This is a genomic window from Pseudomonas sp. AF03-9 (assembly GCF_020515815.1).
In the GTDB taxonomy this organism is placed as follows: Bacteria; Pseudomonadota; Gammaproteobacteria; order Pseudomonadales; family Pseudomonadaceae; genus Aquipseudomonas.
Genome location: NZ_JAHPJF010000014.1, coordinates 112157 through 130611 on the forward strand (window position 1 = coordinate 112157; position 18455 = coordinate 130611).

The following is an 18455-nucleotide window of genomic DNA, read 5'->3' on the forward strand; positions in this document are numbered from 1 at the left end:
GCGGTCAGACGTGTTGAAGAAAACCCTGTTCCAGTTGCACTGGTTCTTCGGCATCAGCGCCGGGCTGGTGCTGGCCTTGATGGGGATCACCGGGGCTGCAGTGTCGTTCCAGGATGAAATCCTGCGCGCGCTCAACCCCACGGTACTGAGCGTGGAAAAACGCGAAGCCGGTGTGCTGCCGCCCGCCGAACTCGTGCGCAAGCTCGAAGCCACCGAAGGCAAGACCGTCTCCATGCTCTGGGTGGAAAACGATAGCGGCAATGCCGCACGCGTGTTCTTCACCCCGCCACCGGGCGAGCGCCGCGGGCAGATGCGCTATTTCGATCCGTACACCGGCGCCTACATGGGCGACGCCGTCGGCCAGGACGTGTTCGGCTTCCTACTGCAATTTCACCGTTTCCTCGTGATGGGCGACACCGGGCGCAACATCACCGGCGCGTGCACGCTGATCCTGGTGTTCTTCTGCCTGTCCGGGCTGTACCTGCGCTGGCCGCGCCAAGTGGCGAACTGGCGGGTATGGCTGACGCTGGACTGGCGCAAAAAGGGCCGCAGCTTCAACTGGGACCTGCACTCGGTATTTGGCACGTGGTGCCTGCTGGCCTACCTGCTGGCAGCGCTGACCGGCCTGTATTGGTCCTACGACTGGTACAACCAGGGCCTGACCAAACTGCTCTCCGACGCGCCGCAGAACGAGCGCATGCGCAAGCGCGGCCCGCCACCCGCTGGCCCGGCGCCAATCGCCAACTACGACGCGCTGTGGAGCAGCATCTACAGTCGCGCCGGTCCCGGCTTGAGCGCCTACAACATCCGCATGCCAGCCGTTGCCGGGCAACTGGCCACTGTCTACTACCTGCTGCAGGACTCGCCCCACGACCGCGCGCTAAACCAGATCAACCTGGACCCGGCCAGCGGCGAGGTCAAATCCCACGACCGCTACGCCAGCAAGACCCTCGGTTCCCAACTGCTGACCAGCGTTTACGCCCTGCATACCGGCAGCTATTTCGGCCTGGCAGGGCGGATTATTCTCACCGTCAGCTCGCTGCTGATGCCGTTGTTCTTTATCACCGGCTGGCTGCTGTACCTCGACCGCCGCCGCAAAAAACGCCAGGTGCGTGATGCGCGCAAAGACCTCGGCGCCAACAGCAGCGAGGCCCCGGCATGGCTGATCGGCTTTGCCAGCCAGAGCGGGTTCGCCGAGCAACTGGCCTGGCAGACCGCCGGCCAATTGCAGGCCGCCGGGCTGCCAGTGAAGGTGCAGCCCCTGGGCAGCGTCAGCCAGGACGACCTGCGTCAGTCCGAAAACGCGCTGTTCGTGGTCAGCACCTTCGGCGACGGTGAAGCGCCCGACAGCGCCCGTGGTTTCGAGCGCAGCGTGCTCGGCCAGGACCTGTCTCTCAAGGGCCTGAACTACTCGGTGCTGGCCCTGGGTGATCGGCAGTACCAACACTTCTGTGGGTTCGCCCGGCGCCTGCATTTCTGGCTGACCAATCAGGGCGGCAACGCGCTCTTCGCCCCGGTTGAAGTCGACAGCGGCGACACCGCCGCCCTGCGCCACTGGCACCAGCAACTCGGCGAACTGACCGGCCACGCCCCCACCACCGCCTGGCCAACGGCGCAGTACGAAAACTGGACCCTGAGCCAACGCACCCTGCTCAACCGCGACAGCGTCGGCGCCAGCGTCTACCTGCTGGGCCTCACCCCGCCATCGCCGCAAACCTGGCTGGCGGGCGACCTGGTGGAAGTGCTGCCGCGCAATTGCCCGTGGGCCATCGAACACTTCCTCGAAGGCCTCGGCCTGAGCGGCAGCGACGGCGTGTTGATCGACGACCTCGCGCACACCCTCGATCAGGCCCTGGCCACCCGCCAACTGCCGACCCATCGCGCCCATCTGGTCGGCCTGCACGCCCAGGCACTGGTCAACGCGCTGGTGCCCCTGGGCATGCGCGAATACTCCATTGCTTCGATTGCCAGCGATGGCGTGCTGGAGCTGATCGTGCGCCAGGAACGCCACCCCGACGGCAGCCTCGGTTTGGCGAGTGGCTGGCTCACCGAACACGCGGCCCTCGGCTCGGCCATCAGCCTGCGCCTGCGCCGCAACAGCGGCCTCCACCTACCCGACGCGCCGGTGCCGCTGATCCTGCTGGGCAACGGCACCGGCCTCGCCGGCCTGCGCAGCCTGCTCAAGGCACGCATTGCCGACGGCCAGCAGCGCAACTGGCTGCTGTTCGGCGAGCGCAACATCGCCCACGACTACTTCTGCCAGGACGAGCTGCAAGGCTGGCTGGCGAGTGGGGATCTGGCGCTGCTGGACCTGGCGTTTTCCCGCGATCAAGCGGAAAAGATCTACGTGCAGGACCGCCTGCGCGAATCGGCGGATGTGCTGCGCAAGTGGCTGGCCGAGGGTGCGGCGATTTATGTGTGCGGCAGTTTGCAGGGCATGGCGGCCGGGGTGGATCAGGCGCTGGCGGATATTCTGGGCAGTGACGCCGTGGAGCGGTTGATCGAACAGGGCCGTTACCGTCGCGACGTGTACTGAGATCTTATAGGCGCCAAAGTCCCCATGTGGGAGCGGGCTTGTGTGGGAGCGGGCTTGCTCGCGAAGGCGGTGTTTCTGTCGACACCTATTTCACCGATCCACCGCTTTCGCGAGCAAGCCCGCTCCCACAGGTTTAACCGCGTTTCAAATCAGGTGGGTTGGAGTTTTTGCTGGAATACCGACACGCCATCCAAGTCGCGCAAAATCACCGTCAACTCCGCCGTCTGCCCATCAATCTGCACCTCGCCAAAAAACTGGAATCCCGCAAACGGCGAGGTGTTCTGCGCCGGTGGTACTTTCTCGAACACCACTTCTGGCCCAAAGGTTTTATCCAACGGATTGGGCCCAAAGCTGCCAGCATTCAGCGGCCCCGCAACAAACTCCCAGAACGGCTCAAAATCCTGGAACGCCGCCCGGTCCGGGTGGTAGTGATGCGCCGCGCAGTAGTGCACATCGGCGGTCAGCCACACATGGTTGCGCACCTTCTGCGCCCTTAAAAAACCGAGTAACTCGGCGATCTCCAGCTCACGCCCTTGCGGTGCGCCGGGGTCATTGTTGGCGATCGCTTCCCAGCGCGGCACGCCCGGGCTGACCTCTCCATCCGGCACGCCCAGGCCAATCGGCATGTCGGCGGCGATGACTTTCCACTGCGCCGTGGACGCCTTGAGTTCGCGCTTGAGCCAGTCCAGTTGCTCACGGCCCATGAAGGCTTTTTCGCCGCCCAGGTTGTCATCGTTGGGCCCGCGATAGCTGCGCATGTCCAGCACAAATACATCCAGCAACGGCCCGTAGCCGAGCTTGCGATAAATCCGCCCGCCGCCGTCGGCGCTCTGCCGGCGCATCGGCGAATATTCCAGCCAGGCCTGGCGGGCACGGCTCACCAAGGTGTTGATGTCCTTGGTCTGGTAGCGCTCATCGAGCTGCTTGCTCGGCGACCAGTTGTTCACCACCTCATGGTCGTCCCACTGCCAGATCTGCGGCACCTCGGCATTGAAGCGGCGCACGTTTTCATCCAACAGGTTGTAGCGGTAATTGCCGCGATAGTCATCGAGGGTCTCGGCGACTTTGCTTTTGGCTTCGCTGGTGATGTTGCGCCACACGCGTCCGCCCTCCACCGCGAGCTGCGCGGGCACCGGGCCGTCGGCGTAGATGGTGTCGCCGCTGTGGATAAAGAAGTCCGGCAGGCGCAGGCGCATGGCTTCATAGATGCGCATGCCGCCGATGTCCGGGTTGATGCCGAAGCCTTGGCCAACGGTATCGCCGCTCCATACAAAACGGATGTCGCGCCGCTGTTGCGGCACGCTGCGCAGGTGGCCGAACCAGGGTTCGCTGGCGACACCGGTCTGGGCGTCTTCGAAGTGCACGCGATAGAAGATCGCCTGGTCGGCGGGCAGCCCGGTGAGTTCGACGCGGGCGGTAAAGTCGCTGCGATGGTCGGCCAGGGGCGAGATGGATTTGCGCGGGTTGCCGAACGTGCTGCGGGTGTCCCACTCCACCACCATCCGTGCCGGGCGGTCGCTGCGGCTCCAGATCATCGCCCGGTCGCCAAGCAGGTCGCCGGACTGCACGCCATCGGTGAGTTGCGGGCGGTCCTTGACCGAAGCGATCACCGCCGGCGCCAGGCCCGGCAGCAACAACCCGGCGCCGACGGCTTGCATCACGCGGCGACGGCCGAGATCGAAGTGGCTCATGCAGGTGCCCTCTTGAATATCAAAAGGGCAACTTAAACATGCCGGGATGAAGCGGATATGACACAGGCCTTGCGATCAATGAAGATCAAACGGTGGGAGCGGGCTTGCTCGCGAAGGCGGTGGGTCAGTTAGAACATCTTTGACTGACCCACCGCCTTCGCGAGCAAGCCCGCTCCCACCGTTTTAGACTGCGTCAGGCTTTAACAGGTGCGACCGACAACTCGACCACTTCCGGCCGCTTGATCACCGCATACACCAACCCAGTCAACACACTCCCCGCCACAATCGCCAGCAAATACAGCAACGCATGGTTCATCGCATTCGGGATGATCAACACAAACAACCCACCGTGGGGCGCCGCCAGTACGCAGCCGAAATACATCGACAACGCGCCGGTCAACGCACCACCGGCCATGCTCGCCGGGATCACGCGCAGCGGGTCCTTGGCGGCAAACGGGATCGCGCCTTCGGAGATAAAGCACATGCCCAGGATCATCGCCGCCTTGCCTGCCTCGCGTTCGGTCTGGGCAAACTTGCGCCGCGCCAGGAACGTAGCGATGCCCATGCCAATCGGCGGCACCATGCCGGCAGCCATGGTCGCGGCCATCGGTGCACCGCTGTGGGCGGCCAGCAGGCCGACGGAAAACGCATACGCCGCCTTGTTGATCGGCCCCCCCAAGTCGACACACATCATGCCGCCGAGCAGGATGCCCAGCAGCACCGCATTGGTAGTGCCCATGGTGCTGAGAAAATCGGTCAGGCCCACCAGCATGCGCGCCACGGGCGGGCCGACCAGGTAGATCATCGCCAGGCCGGTGAACAGGCTCGCCAGCAGCGGGATGATCAGGATCGGCTTGAGCGCCTCCAGGCTCTGGGGCAATTTCACCGCACGGGTGATCAGCTTGACGCAATACCCCGCAAGGAAACCGGCGAAAATCCCGCCGATAAAACCGGCGCCCAAGGTGCCTGCCAGCAGGCCGCCGATCATGCCGGGGGCGATGCCGGGACGGTCGGCAATCGAGTAGGCGATGTAGCCCGCGAGCAACGGCACCATCAGCATGAAGGCGCGGTCGCCGACGGTTTTCAGCGCGGCAGCCAGCGTGCCTTCCTGTTCAAACGCGTGGATACCGAACACAAACGACAACGCGATCAACAACCCGCCCGCCACCACCATCGGCAACATGAACGACACGCCGGTGAGCAGGTGCTTGTACACCCCGGTCTTTTCCGACTTGGCAACCGTCGCGCTGGCGTTGCTTTCCACCACGCCTTCGGCCAGGGCCTTGTTCAGAATCGACTCGGACTGCTTGAGGGCAATGCCGGTGCCGCAACGGTAGATCTTCTTGCCGGCGAAGCGCTCGGTGGCGACTTCGATGTCGGCGGCCAACAACACCACATCGGCATTGGCGATGGCCTCCGGGCTCAACGGCGTGCGGGCGCCCACCGAGCCTTGAGTCTCGACCTGCAGGTCATAACCCAGGCGCTTGGCGGTTTGCTGCAAGGCCTCGGCGGCCATGAACGTGTGGGCCACGCCGGTTGGGCACGCGGTGACCGCGACGATGCGTGGCGCATTCGGCGTGGCCTGTTCGGCGGCGACATACACCACCGCCTCTTCGGCACCCCGGCGCAACACCGCCTCGACATCCGCCAGCGCCTGGGCCGGCGTGCTCTGGAACACACGCTTGCCGACGAACCGCTGCATGTCCACCGGCGCGCTGCTGACCAGCAGCACCCACTCGGCATCGTCGATGATCGCCTGGGACAGCTGGCGTTCCGGGCGCTGCACGTCGACCACTTCGACGCTGGTGCTCCAGCCCTGGCGTTGCGCGGCGGCGTCCAACAAGCGGGCGCACAGCACACTGGTGACCATGCCGTTGGGGCAGGCAGTAACAATGGCTAACTTCATGAAAAACCCTCTTATTGTTCTGTCAGCGCGCGTACATCGACGCCGCTTTCGAGATGCGCCAGCTGCGCGTCATCGCTGATGCCAAAACCGATCTGTGTCACCGCCATCGCAGCAATCGCCGTGGCGCGGCGCAGGGTCTGCTCGGGTGTGTCGCCACTGAGCAAACCGTGGAGCATCCCGGCGAGCAGCGAGTCGCCCGCGCCCACGGTACTGGCGACAGTGACCTTGGGCGGCGTGGCATGCAGCGCGGTGCCAGGGCGGTACCAGTTCACACCGGCCGCACCATCGGACACCACCACGTGTTCCACGCCCGATCGATGCAATTGGCTGATGGCATCGCTGGCGTTGCCCAGCGCCTCGGCCAGTTCCTCGGTGTTGGGTTTGACCAACCACGGGCCCGCCTGCAAACCGGCGCGCAACGCTTCGCCGCTGGTGTCGAGGGCAACTTTCAAACCGAGGTTTTTCAGGGTTACCAGCAAACCGTGAAACCACTGTGGGCTGACACCGCGCGGCAGACTGCCAGCGACCACCACCGCATCGAATTCAGGGCCGATGATCTCGACCATCTTGAGCAGTTCCTTTTGCGCCCGCTCATCCACAAACGGCCCCGGTGCGTTGATGTCAGTGATCCGGCCGTCCTGTTCGGCGATCTTGATATTGCTGCGGGTTTCACCCGCCACGCGGATAAACGCATCACCAAAACCACGGCGGGCGATCAGGGCGTTGAATGCCTGGGGATTTGCCTCGCCGAGGAAACCGCCCACGCTCACCGAATGCCCCAGGTCGGCCAACACCTGCGCCACATTCACGCCCTTGCCAGCGGCGTGGGTCAGCACGTTGTCACTGCGATTGACTTCGCCCGGTTCCAGGCGCGCCAGGCGCACCGTCAGGTCCAACGCCGGGTTCAGCGTCAGGGTCAGAATCCTTGCCATTTACACGGCCTCCACAAGGGCACGCACTTCGGCGGGCGAACCCACCGCAAGCGCTTTTTGCGCCAGGCCCTGGGCCTCGCTCAGACTGAATTCACGCACCCGCGCCTTCACTTCGGCAATGCTGCGCGCCGATACGCTCAACTCATCCACCCCCAGGCCGATCAGCACCGGCACCGCCAACGGGTCCGCCGCCAGCTCGCCGCACACGCCGACCCATTTGCCATGGGCATGGGCCGCACGCACGGTGATGTCGATCAGTTGCAGCACCGCCGGGTGCAGGCCATCGGCCTGGGCCGACAGGGTCGGGTGGCCGCGATCGATGGCCAGGGTGTATTGGGTCAGGTCATTGGTGCCGACGCTGAAGAAGTCGACTTCCTTGGCCAGCACCGGCGCGAGCAAGGCGGCGGACGGCACTTCGATCATGATCCCCAGTTGCAGGTCGGCCACCGGGATTTCCAGGCGCAGGCGCTCGGTCATGTCGCGGGCGGCGCGCCATTCGTCGACGCTGCCGACCATGGGGAACATGATGCGCAGCGGACGGTTGTCGGCCGAACGCAACAGTGCCCTGAGTTGCGCTTCCATGATCTGCGGACGCTGCAGGGTCAGGCGAATGCCGCGCACGCCGAGGAAGGGGTTTTCTTCTTCGGCAATCGGCCAGTACGGCAACGGTTTGTCGCCGCCCACATCAAGGGTGCGTACCACCAGCGGACGCCCGCCGAGGCCGTCGAGTACACGGCGGTATTCGGCTTCCTGGGTGGCTTCGTCCGGTGCTTGCGGGTGAGCCATGAAGATCAATTCGGTGCGCAGCAGGCCAATGCCTTCGGCGCCCTGCTCCACCGCGCTGGCCACACCGGCGCTTTCGCCGATGTTGGCGAACACTTCCACGGCGTGGCCGTCGCGGGTCAGTGCCGGTTCATGGCGCTGGGCGGCGGCGGCTTGCAGGCGTTGTTCGCGGGTGTCGCGCTCGACGGTGGCACGTTGCAGGGTGGCGGCGTCGGCGTCCACATGCAGGCGACCACGCTGGCCATCCAACAGCAGCGGCGTGCCGGCGGCCAGCAGCAACACGCCGGCACCGGCGCCGACCAGCGCCGGAATCCCCAGGGCGCGGGCGACGATGGCGCTGTGGGCGGTCGCGCCGCCACGGGCAGTGAGGATGCCGGCGACGCGCGCCGGATCAAGCCGCGCCACATCGGAGGGGCCGACTTCGTCCATCACCAGAATGTAGGGCTCGTTCGGCTCCCTGGCGGTTTCGACGCCGCACAGTTGCGCCAGCACACGGCGGCCGATGTCACGCAGGTCGGCGGCGCGCTCGGCGAGCAAGGCGTCCTGCAGCGACTCCTGCTGTTTGGCGGCGGCTTCGATCACGCTCATCCACGCTGCTTCGGCGCTTTCGCCCTGCTTGAGGCGGGTGTCGACTTCATCGGTGAGTTCCGGGTCGTCGAGCATTTCCTGGTGGGTGATGAAAATCTCGCGGATGGCCTTGGATTGGCTGCGCTCGATCAAGCCTTGAATGTCGCGACGCACATCGGCCAGGGCATCTTGCAGGCGCTGGCGCTCGATGGCCGAAGATTCGCCGCGCAGCGGGTAGTCGAACACCTGCTGAACCTGGATATGCGCCGGGCCGATGGCAATGCCCGGCGCGGCGGCGATGGCCTGGATCTGACTGCCGCTGGACGGCGCACTGAGCACCGGTTCGACCTCGACAGCAGCCAGTGGCGCGCGCACGGTCGGCAGCGGCTCAACCTCTTCGCCGAGGCCCGCTTCGACCGCCGCCAGCAACGCCGGCAGCGCATCGCCGGCAATCGCCGGCTCGGCAACAAATTCCAGCACCTGGCCGCGACGAGCACCGAGGCTCAGCAGTTTGCTCAGGCTTTTGACCGACACCGCGCCGACGGGGCCATCAACGATGCGCACGCGGATGTCGCCTTCAAAACTTTTCGCCAGTTGCGCGAGGATCTTTGCCGGGCGGGCATGCAGGCCATGGGCGTTGGCCAGAGTGATGCGGGCGTTGGGCCAGTCTGGCGGCAGTTCACCGCCGAGGACTTCGAGGACGGCGCGGCTGCTGGTGGCGCGGCCCAGCTCCTGGCCGCGACCTTCGATCAGCAAGGCGCACAGGCGCTCGAGCAAGGCTTGGTGGGCTTCGCCGAGGCTGGCCAGGCAGAACAGGCCGTTGAGCGGCTGGCCGAGGTAGCGCATCGGTTTGTCCGGGGTGACAAACGCCAGGCCCGGACGCTTGACCGTCTGCTCGCTGTGCAGCCACCACAGGCCGTCGCCCAGGGGCAGCGCATCAACCTGCTGCAGCACCGCGGCGAAACCGTTGCTCACACAATCGGCCTGGCGCAATAGGCGTGCGCCGCGCCACACCAGCTCTTCAAAATCGTCGGCGGACACGCCCAGGCTGATCATCTGGGCGTCCAGCGCCAGTTCCTGGGGCGCGCCTTGCAGCAGTTTGAGCAAGGCTTGCGCCGTACCGGCACGGCGCAGTGCCTGGCCGAGGTCGGTCTCACCGAGGGCCCGGGTCAGCAGTTGCAACAGGCGCAGGTGTTCATCGGATTTGGCCGCGATGCCAATCGCCAGGTAGACGATCTGGCCGTCGCCCCAATCCACCCCTTCGGGGAACTGCAGCAGGCGCACGCCGGTGGCGAACACCTGGTCGCGGGTTTCGGGGGTGCCGTGGGGGATCGCAATACCTTGGCCGAGAAAGGTCGAGCCCTGGGCTTCACGGGCTTGCAAGCCACTGAGATAACCCTCGGCGACCAGGCCGTCGGCCACCAGTTTTTCAGCGAGCAGGTGCAAGGCTGCAGATTTATCCACAGCCACCTGGCCCATGGAAATCTGCTCGTGGGTGAGCTCAAGCATGCCGTTCTCCTAGTTAGTGCGATGGGCGCACTAGGTATTGTTTTGAATAAACAGGGTAATAGCGCTTCAAAATAGCTGACTGAGTAGTCAATTGGCAGTAGCCACTCAGTAGCGAAGATCGTAAAAATACGCTTGCTGAAACGTTTAATCTAGAATTTATGGCAGATTACGCGTTAATTGAGCATCCTTGAAGAACCACTCGGCACTTGAGCTTGGACATTGGTCGTGTGCAGTAATCGGTTACGATTGGACAAAATGTCGGGGCACGCTCCAAAAAACAAGGAAATCCCGGTTTGAAACTCAGTGATATTGCACGTCTGGCCGGTGTGTCCGTGACCACCGCCAGCTACGTCATCAATGGCAAGGCCGAACAACAACGGATCAGCAACGCCACCGTCGAGCGTGTGCGGGCCGTGGTTGACGCCCATGGCTTTACGCCCAACCCCCAGGCTGCCGGGTTGCGCAGTCGGCATACGCGCACCTTGGGTTTTATCCTGCCCGACCTGGAAAACCCCAGTTACGCACGCATCGCCAAGCTGCTGGAGCAAGGCGCACGGGCGCGTGGCTATCAACTGTTGATCGCCAGTTCCGACGATGATGCCGACAGCGAACGCCAGTTGCTGCAACTGTTTCGAGCCCGCCGTTGCGATGCGCTGTTTGTCGCCAGTTGCCTGCCAGCCGGCGACGACAGCTACCGCGAACTGCAAGCCAAGGGCCTACCCGTGATCGCCATCGACCGGGTGATGGACACTGCGGATTTCTGCTCGGTGGTCAGCGACGACCGCCGGGCCTGCCAGCACCTGACCGGCAGCCTGCTGCAACCGCTGCCCAAGCAGATCGCACTGATCGGTGCGCGGCCCGAACTGAGCATCAGCCAGGAGCGGGCCGCCGGCTTCCGCGAAGCGCTGCAGGGTTTCAGCGGCGAGGTGATCGTCGAACACGGCGAGTCGTTCAGTCGTGACTGTGGCCGACAGCTGATGGAGCAATTACTGCAACGCCTGGGGCATTTGCCTGACGCGCTGGTAACAACCTCCTACGTGCTGCTGCAAGGTGTGTTTGACGCGCTGCATGACTTCCCGTTGAAGTCGCGCCCGCTGCGCCTGGGCACCTTTGGCGATACGCAACTGCTGGACTTCCTGCCGCTGCCGGTCAACGCCATGGCCCAGCAACACCCATTGATCGCCGAGACCGCGCTGAAACTGGCCCTGGCGGCGATTGAAGAGCAGCAGTACCAGCCGGGCGTGCACGCCATCGGCCGCACGTTCAAGCAGCGTATCCGCGAGGCTTGAGCGTGGAGCTGATCGACACCCACACCCACCTGGACTTCGCGGAGTTCGACAAGGATCGCCGCGCCGTCCTCGCCCACAGCCGTGCACTTGGCGTGCGGCGCATGGTGGTGCTGGGGGTGTATCAGCAGAATTGGCAGCGGTTGTGGGATCTGGTGCTGGAGGATGAAGGCCTGTTCGCAGCCTTTGGCCTGCATCCGGTGTATCTCGATGACCACCGCCCCGCCGACCTGACCGAACTGGGCGATTGGCTCACGCGCCTGCACGGCCATCGGCAACTGTGTGCGGTGGGCGAGATCGGCCTGGATTACTTCCTCGAACAACTGGATCGCGAGCGCCAGCAAAGCCTGTTTGAAGCCCAGCTCAAGCTGGCGGTGGACTTCCAGCTGCCGGCGCTTTTGCACGTACGCCGCAGCCATGCCGCGGTGATCGCCACCCTCAAGCGCATCCGCCTGCCACGGGGCGGCATCATCCATGCCTTCGCCGGCAGCCGGGAGGAAGCCCGCGAGTACATCAAGCTGGGCTTCAAACTGGGCCTGGGCGGCGCGGCCACCTGGCCCCAGGCGCTGCGCATGCATAAGGTGCTGGCACAGTTGCCGCTGGACAGCGTGGTGCTGGAGACCGATGCCCCGGACATGGCGCCCGTGATGTATCCGGGCCAGCGCAACAGCCCGGAGCATCTACCCCAGATTTGCCACGCCCTGGCCGAGCGGATGGGCATCAGCCCCTTATTGCTGGCTGAGGCGAGCACACGCAATGCGTGCGAGTTGTTCCATTGGTAGCACCGGGCTGACCGCTTCCAGACTAAGGGTCAACCGCTGCCGGTAGCGCGCATAACGCAATGCCAGGCAATGCACCAACACCACCACCAGCGAAACATTGAGCTGCCCGATCACGCTGACCAACCCGACCCACTCCGCCACCAGTGCCACGATCAGCACCATGCAGGTCAGCACCATCATGCTCGGGTGGACCAGCGCCCAATGGTCCAGCGTCCTGAGCTTGCGCAACTGCCGTGGGCAGCTCAGGTGCAAGACCCGCTGGCAATACGGACAGTCGAAGGGTTCCTTGATGGCGATGGCATTCAACTGCCAAGGCTTGAGTTCAAACGTGATGTCACAATGGGCGCAGTGCCCTTTGATGCCGACTGCAGTGGTCATCGCCGTGCGTCCCTAAAACCTGAATGTGAGAGAGGTGAAGTTTCGCCCACTCACACACCACGGAAAGAGCCTCAGGCAAATTAGGACATACACCACACACCCAAAAGAAAAACCCTACACCAAGACCTTACACACGAAACGCCCCGATCAGCTGCTTCAGCTCGATCACCTGCATCGACAGTTGCCGGCTCGCGGTTTCGGTCTGATAGGCGCCCTGGGCCGCGTGTTCACCGGCGCGATTGATTTCGACGATGTTCTGGTCGATGTCATGGGCGACGGCGGTCTGTTGCTCCACGGCGGCGGCAATCTGCTGGTTCTGATCAACGATCATTCCTACGGCGCCTAGGATATTTTCCAGCGCCTGCTGGACTTTTTCCGACTGCTCCACGGTGCCATTCGCCATTTCATGGCTGCTGCCCATGGCTTTCACCGCAGCGGCGACACCGCTGTGCAAGCGGCTGATCATCTGCTCGATTTCTTCGGTGGAATGCTGGGTGCGCCGCGCCAGGGTACGTACCTCATCGGCCACCACCGCAAAACCGCGCCCCTGTTCACCGGCCCGCGCCGCCTCGATGGCGGCATTGAGCGCCAGCAGGTTGGTTTGTTCGGCGATGCTTTTGATCACTTCCAGCACGCTGCTGATGGATTGGCTGTCGGTGGCCAGTTGGTTGATCACCCGCACCGACTGGTCGATCTCCGAGGCCAGGCGCGCGATGCTGCCCTGCTGGGACTGCACCAGGCCACGGCCGCTGACGGTTTCATCATTGACACTATGGGCACTGCTGACCGCCGCCGCCGCACTGCGCGCCACTTCTTGGGCGGTGGACGACATCTGGTTCATCGCCGTAGCCACCTGTTCGATCTGGCTGCGCTGGCCGGATACCGCCTGGTTGCTCTGGGCCGATACCGTTTCCACTTGCCCGGCCTGGTGCTCCACCTGGCTGACGGTGTGCCCGACGCGCTCGATCAGGTCATGGATTTTTGCCACGGTGCCGTTGAACACCTGGCCGAGGTCACCGAGTTCGTCGCGGCTGTGGGCAACGAAGGTGACGGTCATGTCACCAGCGGCCACCTTGTCCATCATCGCGCCGAGGCGTCGCAGGGTGGTGCGGGTGGAGGCGTAGAAGCCCGCATATAAATAGAAGATCAGCAAAAACACCGCCGTCAGCGCCGCGACCAGCACCACCATATGCGTGCGGTTTTGCGCCAGGCGTTGCTCCAATTGGTGCCCGAGGAACGTCAGGGTCGCCTCATCCAGCTGGTAGGTCAGGGCCATCAACTGGCTGACGCTGTCATAGAAGCCCTGCCACGGCGCGTCGAGGGTTTCGGCCATCACCACCTGTTCTTCAAACAACTCGCTGGCGTGCTTGAGGCTGGCGTTGCTGGCCGTGGCCAGGCTGTCGAGCGCGGCGTGGGCGGCCTTGCTGGAGCCCAGGGCATCTTGCAGCTTCAAGGCGTATTCGCCGTGGAGTTTTTCCAACTGCTGTAGCAGTTCGTCGAAGCGCGTGCTCGAGGATGAATTGAGAAAGCCCTGGCCGAGGGAGTAGGCCCCCATCGCCCGACCTTCACCCAGGGTCTGGGTGACCTGTGGGGTGACACTGGTGATCAGCTCGCTGAGTTGGCGCAGATCGCCCTGGGGGTCGCGGCTCAAGCCGGATTGGCTGGCGATGATCTGGCTGAGCATCTGCGCTTTGTTGAGCAGCTTGCCGATCAGCGCGCTTTTGCTCAGCAGCGAGGTTTCCTGTTGCTGGGCCTTGAAGGCCGCGATCAGCTCGTCGCGCTTGCCGTCAAACACGGCGATTTGTTCGGGATCGGTGGTCATTGCGTTGAGGCTTTGCAGGCGGCTCAGCACACTCTGCTCCAACGCGCTGATCTTGCCCTCCAGGTCACCGGCCTTGCCGGATTGGCCAAGGGTCGCGTTGATTTGCACCTGATTGTTCAGGGTTTCCAGGTCGCGGCGCAGGGCCAGGCTGCTGCCGAGCAGATCCAGGCTTTGCAGTTCGACGCGGGTGCCCTGGAATTCGCGCCAGGAATCGCGCACCAGATAATAGTTGGTGGCCAACATAGGCAGCAGGAACAGCACGCTGATCAGGCTGAACTTCATGCCGAAGCTCAAGCGATTCATCAGCGCAACGGCGGGATAGAGCAAGCTCTTCACGGGTGAACTCCCTTTCTTTTATTTTTATTGAGGTCAGGGCGACGGCAGAACGCCAGCATCTGTATAGCTCAATTTGAAAGGGAGTTTTGTAACGTAAGGTTAACGAGAGTTTCGCGCGGCAAAAACAAATGTGGGAGCAAGCCGGCTCCCACACGGGTTTATGGCAATACGGTCCAGATCGCGAAGCCGGCATACCACAGCACCGCTGCGCGCAGCAGCAGTTCCCACAAGCGGTCCAGGCTGTTGATGCCGTCGGCCCCCACCACCGGCGGTGGGATTTCCGCGGCCACCAGGCCGACTTTTTCCACCAGTTGCGCGGCGCTGATGTCCCAGCTCAGTAGTTCGTGGAGCATCACGCGGCTGACGGCAACGAAGTTGCCCACCAGGGCAAAGCTGGCCGCGAGCAAGCGCACCGGCAACCAGTCAAAAGCATGACGCAGTTGCCCGGCGCGCTCGGCCACCAGCGGGTTCTTGCTGTGTTCGTTGGCCAATGCCAGCAGGCGGTAGGCCAACGCGGCGACCGGGCCCAGCAGGAAATACCAGAAAATTACCGCAAAAAAGCTCTGATAGGCCTGCCACAGCAGGTGGCCCTGCACGCGTTCAAGCAGTTGCTCGCCACTGTCTGCGCCCAGTTGCAGGTCACGTTCGGCCACGTGTTCGGCGGCTTGCAGATCACCGCGCCGCCAGGCATCACGAAACGGCCCGAGCCCGGCCAACAGATCGCCTCGCCCCAGGCTGTAAATCACCACCAGCAAGTGCACCGGCAGCGCCAACAGGCCGTAGGCCACTGGTTCCAGCACCAGCAGCAACAATGCCAGCAAGGCCACCGGCAACAGCACCAACGCGGCCAGGATCAGCCACGGCCGCTTGCCCATGCGCGGGCTCGATTCCAGCCTGGCCAGCTCGCGCAGCCAGCCGCCATCACGCTGCAATCGTTGGCGCAGGGCCGAGAACTTCTCGATCCACACCGCCAGCACCAATACCAGGAAACTCATTGTGCGTGTCCTCCATCCTGCAAGGCGCTGCGAAAGCGCGTCCAATCAAAAGCCGGGCCGGGATCGGTCTTGCGCCCCGGCGCTATATCGCTATGACCACAAATACGTTGGCGGGTGATGCCTGGATACGCTGCCAGCAATTGACGGGTCAGGTCGATCAGCGACGCATATTGGGCGTCGGTGTACGGCAAGTCATCCGTGCCCTCCAACTCGATGCCAAGGGAAAAGTCATTGCACGTCTCACGCCCTTCGAACGACGAGACACCGGCATGCCAGGCCCGGTCGACGCACGCGACAAACTGCGTCACCGCTCCGTCGCGCTCAATCAGAAAATGCGCAGATACCCGTAGGTCGGCAATCCCTTCAAAGTAGGGATGTTCCGTGACATCCAGGCGATTCTGGAAAAACTCCTGCACCTTGCCGGTGGCAAACTGCGCAGGTGGCAGGCTGATGTTATGCACCACCAACAGCGAGATTTCGCCGGCAGGGCGCTCGTTGAAGTTGGGCGAAGGGCAATGACGGATGCCCTTGCACCAACCGCTGAGGGGGTCCAACTGCATACAGGGTCCTTGAGCGTGACAAAGTGTGACCAGTATGCCGCGTTCAAGCCTATGGTTGCGATGCCTTGGCGCGATTGAGTTGACGCAGGTGGCCCAGCACCGAGGCCAGCGCCCGGTCGAACAGCAACCCGTCGTCAAGCCTGCGCAAGTTGCCACGCTTGAATCCAAGCGCCAATTGCCCCACACGCTGCTCCAGCACCTTGAGCCCGGTGCGGTTGATGAACACGTAGCGATTGGCCGGCGCGACGATCGTCGTCAGCTTGCAACGCTGCACGGTGTCCGCGCCGTCCTGGAACTCGATCCAGTCACCAATGCGCGTCTGGTAGGCGTTGATCAGGTCGGGATCGTCACTCGGCAAATCCTCGGCGGCGTCGGGCAACTCGGCACTAAATACAAAGGGCTCGCGCACAACGCTCAAGGTTTCGACGCCGTCCAGTGGCTGCACGTGCAACGCTTGGAGGCGGATGAAGAATTCACGGGTGCTGAACGGGTCGAACGCCGCGCTGGTCAGGCCGTCGCGCAGAGCCTTGAGCAATCCCGGCAGCCGCGCCAGCAGATGCCGCCCGGCCTCGGTGTCGTCCTGCAGGCCCACGCTCCAGATCAAATCGTCCATGGTGCGCAACGCTGCCAGCCACTGCACCGACTGCTCGCCATGCTTGAGGCTGGCCAGCAACAGCACCTGGCTCCAGGCCTGTTGCAGGAATTGCACCACGGCTTGCGGCAAGGTCTTGCCCAGCAGCCGACGATTAAGCACATCGGCCACCCGCTGGCGGGCGGCGTCGGTGCGTACGCGCGTGTCTTCGGCATCGCGGGTGTGTTGCTCGACCAGCTCGCTGCGACGTTGCTCATCGGCGGTAAAAGCCGTGAACTCTACGAGCAGTTGGGAAAAAATCGCCGGGTCTTCCACAAAATCATTCAGCAGACGCTGCACTACCTGCTCGATACGCAGGTAGAGGTAGTCACGCGAATAATCTTCGCGAGGGCTCCAGCCCAGGGCAACAGCGGCGATTTCATTGAGCAGCCGCCGCGCCGGATGGCTGGCGCGGCTGAAAAAGCTTTTATCCAGCACCGCGACTTTCAGCAGCGGGATCTGCAATCGCGCGATCAACGCCTTGAAGGGGTCCGGCAGATTGCAGTCCTTGCGAATGAACTCGAACAACATGGCGATCAGGTTGATCACGTCTTCGTCCGCAACTTCCACCACCCGGGACTTGCCACTCTTGACGCTGACCCGGGTCAGCAGTTGCCCAAGCTGGTTGCGCAGGTCGACATCATCTTCGGTTTCTGACGCAGGCACGTACTGCTGCAAATGGGACAGCAGCCGCAACAGGTCGCGGGTGGCGATCGGTTGTGGTTCGGCGCTGGCTTCCAGGGTGGGCGCCACGCCGCCACGCACGGCCTTGAGCAATGCCTGCAGGGCGGCAAACGCTTGCTGGCCGTTCTCATCGAGCGGCGGATCAGCGTTCGGCACGCTGTCTTCACGCAAGCCCTCACGGGCCGTTCGCCCGCCGGGACGCCGCGACGGTGCGGCCTTGAGTTCAGGCAATACGCCGGTGGCAACCAGCAATCGGTTGGCTTCGCCGTACAGTTGGTCGGCGTCGCTGAGCACGTATTTTTCAAACAGTTTGAGCATGATCAGCTTGACGCGGATCTCCACGCCAAGGCTGCGCCCCGCCCGCAGGAAGAACTCACATAACAGCGCAGGCCCCAGCGGGTTTTCGCGCTCATCCAGGCACTTGTCCAGCAAGGCGCTCAAGCGCGCCGTCAGTTGGCCCAGGGCCAGGCCGTCGCGGTGTCGCACCCGCCCCAACATGGCCTCCAGTGCCACGGCTTTTTCCAACTCATCGCTGGACGTCCCCGGCACTGCGTCGTAGGACACCACCGGCACCAACTGCCGCTCCCCCTGCCCGGCCAGGCCCAGGTTGGCGAAGGCCGCGAACAGCTGCTCCATGAACACACGCTCGAAATTCTTGCGCTTGAGGCGCAAGTCGCGCATGGCTTCAAAAAAAATGTGGTGATCGAGGTTGTTGCGCGCCTTGTCGGCCATCTCGAACAGGGTGTCGTCGGCGTTATCGAACAACTCCTGCAAGCCCTGCTGCAACTGCTGCGCCGCCTTGTCGCGAACCTGCAGCAACACCACCGGCAAGCGCGCGAGCGGCGATGGCGTGGTGTGTGCCTTGCTAATGGGCACCACCTTTCCGTCATAGTGCATCCTGGCCTCCTGATACGGCGGTGTCTGTTGGGGAATGATGGGGCGGGCGCTGCGCGATTCCAGTCATCACCAAGACGTCAAAGCTATGACGCCAATTGCAAGGCGCGAGATTATCTTGCAAAGAGGGGCAGTTGCGCCAGCGAACTCTGTCATTTGGCAG

The 18455-nt window shown here is 63.6% G+C and carries 12 protein-coding genes and 1 pseudogene; 3 read left to right on the forward strand and 10 right to left on the reverse strand.

Translation table 11 applies throughout. The features are described 5' to 3' along the window. The first annotated feature begins 10 nt into the window (after positions 1–10). Positions 11–2536, forward strand: coding sequence for a PepSY domain-containing protein (locus tag LIY36_RS18245; protein WP_226456500.1), 2526 nt, complete (start codon positions 11–13; stop codon positions 2534–2536). 149 nt (positions 2537–2685) lie between these two features. Here LIY36_RS18245 and LIY36_RS18250 read toward each other — a convergent pair whose 3' ends face one another. From LIY36_RS18250 to ptsP, 4 genes are all read right to left on the reverse strand, one after another. Continuing rightward, a complete protein-coding gene (locus LIY36_RS18250) occupies positions 2686–4227 on the reverse strand; it encodes an alkaline phosphatase D family protein (protein ID WP_226456502.1) in 1542 nt (513 codons plus the stop codon). A 193-nt stretch (positions 4228–4420) separates the two neighbouring features. Next, on the reverse strand, positions 4421–6133 hold the full coding sequence (locus LIY36_RS18255; RefSeq protein WP_226456503.1) for a PTS fructose-like transporter subunit IIB: 1713 nt from the start codon (positions 6131–6133) through the stop codon (positions 4421–4423). An 11-nt stretch (positions 6134–6144) separates the two neighbouring features. After that, complete coding sequence (gene pfkB, locus LIY36_RS18260; protein WP_226456505.1) at positions 6145–7065, reverse strand: 1-phosphofructokinase; 921 nt, start codon at positions 7063–7065, stop codon at positions 6145–6147. Then, positions 7066–9924 carry a phosphoenolpyruvate--protein phosphotransferase gene (gene ptsP, locus LIY36_RS18265; RefSeq protein WP_226456507.1) on the reverse strand — a complete coding sequence of 953 codons (2859 nt, stop codon included), beginning with the start codon at positions 9922–9924 and terminating at the stop codon, positions 7066–7068. It lies immediately after the preceding gene. A gap of 293 nt (positions 9925–10217) precedes the next feature. Between ptsP and cra the strand changes: the two genes are divergently transcribed. Both cra and LIY36_RS18275 read left to right on the forward strand, forming a co-directional pair. Beyond that, the gene (gene cra, locus LIY36_RS18270; protein WP_226456509.1) at positions 10218–11213 is read left to right on the forward strand and encodes a catabolite repressor/activator; all 996 of its coding nucleotides are present in this window, start codon (positions 10218–10220) and stop codon (positions 11211–11213) included. A gap of 2 nt (positions 11214–11215) precedes the next feature. Further along, positions 11216–11992, forward strand: a complete 777-nt coding sequence (locus LIY36_RS18275; RefSeq protein WP_226456510.1) for a TatD family hydrolase — start codon at positions 11216–11218, stop codon at positions 11990–11992. On the opposite strand, the gene LIY36_RS18280 is transcribed toward LIY36_RS18275, so the two are convergent. The 6 genes and pseudogenes from LIY36_RS18280 to LIY36_RS18300 form a co-directional block, all read right to left on the reverse strand. Beyond that, positions 11939–12370, reverse strand: coding sequence for a hypothetical protein (locus tag LIY36_RS18280; RefSeq protein WP_226456511.1), 432 nt, complete (start codon positions 12368–12370; stop codon positions 11939–11941). The two genes, LIY36_RS18275 and LIY36_RS18280, sit on opposite strands and share 54 nt — an antisense overlap. Before the next feature lie 127 nt (positions 12371–12497). Next, the gene (locus tag LIY36_RS27885; protein ID WP_442962222.1) at positions 12498–13427 is read right to left on the reverse strand and encodes a methyl-accepting chemotaxis protein; all 930 of its coding nucleotides are present in this window, start codon (positions 13425–13427) and stop codon (positions 12498–12500) included. Further along, a pseudogene (locus LIY36_RS27890) lies at positions 13404–14495 on the reverse strand (methyl-accepting chemotaxis protein); the annotation flags it as partial. The gene LIY36_RS27885 and the pseudogene LIY36_RS27890, both read right to left, overlap by 24 nt. Before the next feature lie 191 nt (positions 14496–14686). Next, positions 14687–15523, reverse strand: a complete 837-nt coding sequence (ampE, locus tag LIY36_RS18290) for a regulatory signaling modulator protein AmpE (protein ID WP_192297735.1) — start codon at positions 15521–15523, stop codon at positions 14687–14689. Further along, entirely contained in the window at positions 15520–16083 is a 564-nt protein-coding gene (gene ampD / locus LIY36_RS18295; protein WP_192297736.1) for a 1,6-anhydro-N-acetylmuramyl-L-alanine amidase AmpD, read from the reverse strand. The genes ampE and ampD overlap by 4 nt, the downstream gene beginning before the upstream one ends. Positions 16084–16132: 49 nt before the next feature. Further along, positions 16133–18295, reverse strand: coding sequence for a DUF1631 domain-containing protein (locus tag LIY36_RS18300; protein WP_226456515.1), 2163 nt, complete (start codon positions 18293–18295; stop codon positions 16133–16135). Positions 18296–18455: the final 160 nt, after the last annotated feature.

Excerpts from the sequence above, each read along its gene's own strand:
- LIY36_RS18250 (WP_226456502.1), bottom strand. The coding sequence starts at position 4,227 with ATGAGCCACTTCGATCTCGGCCGTCGCCGCGTGATGCAAGCCGTCGGC.
- LIY36_RS18255 (WP_226456503.1), bottom strand. The coding sequence starts at position 6,133 with ATGAAGTTAGCCATTGTTACTGCCTGCCCCAACGGCATGGTCACCAGT.
- pfkB (WP_226456505.1), bottom strand. The coding sequence starts at position 7,065 with ATGGCAAGGATTCTGACCCTGACGCTGAACCCGGCGTTGGACCTGACG.
- ptsP (WP_226456507.1), bottom strand. The coding sequence starts at position 9,924 with ATGCTTGAGCTCACCCACGAGCAGATTTCCATGGGCCAGGTGGCTGTG.
- LIY36_RS18280 (WP_226456511.1), bottom strand. The coding sequence starts at position 12,370 with ATGACCACTGCAGTCGGCATCAAAGGGCACTGCGCCCATTGTGACATC.
- LIY36_RS27885 (WP_442962222.1), bottom strand. The coding sequence starts at position 13,427 with ATGACCGTCACCTTCGTTGCCCACAGCCGCGACGAACTCGGTGACCTC.
- ampE (WP_192297735.1), bottom strand. The coding sequence starts at position 15,523 with ATGAGTTTCCTGGTATTGGTGCTGGCGGTGTGGATCGAGAAGTTCTCG.
- ampD (WP_192297736.1), bottom strand. The coding sequence starts at position 16,083 with ATGCAGTTGGACCCCCTCAGCGGTTGGTGCAAGGGCATCCGTCATTGC.
- LIY36_RS18300 (WP_226456515.1), bottom strand. The coding sequence starts at position 18,295 with ATGCACTATGACGGAAAGGTGGTGCCCATTAGCAAGGCACACACCACG.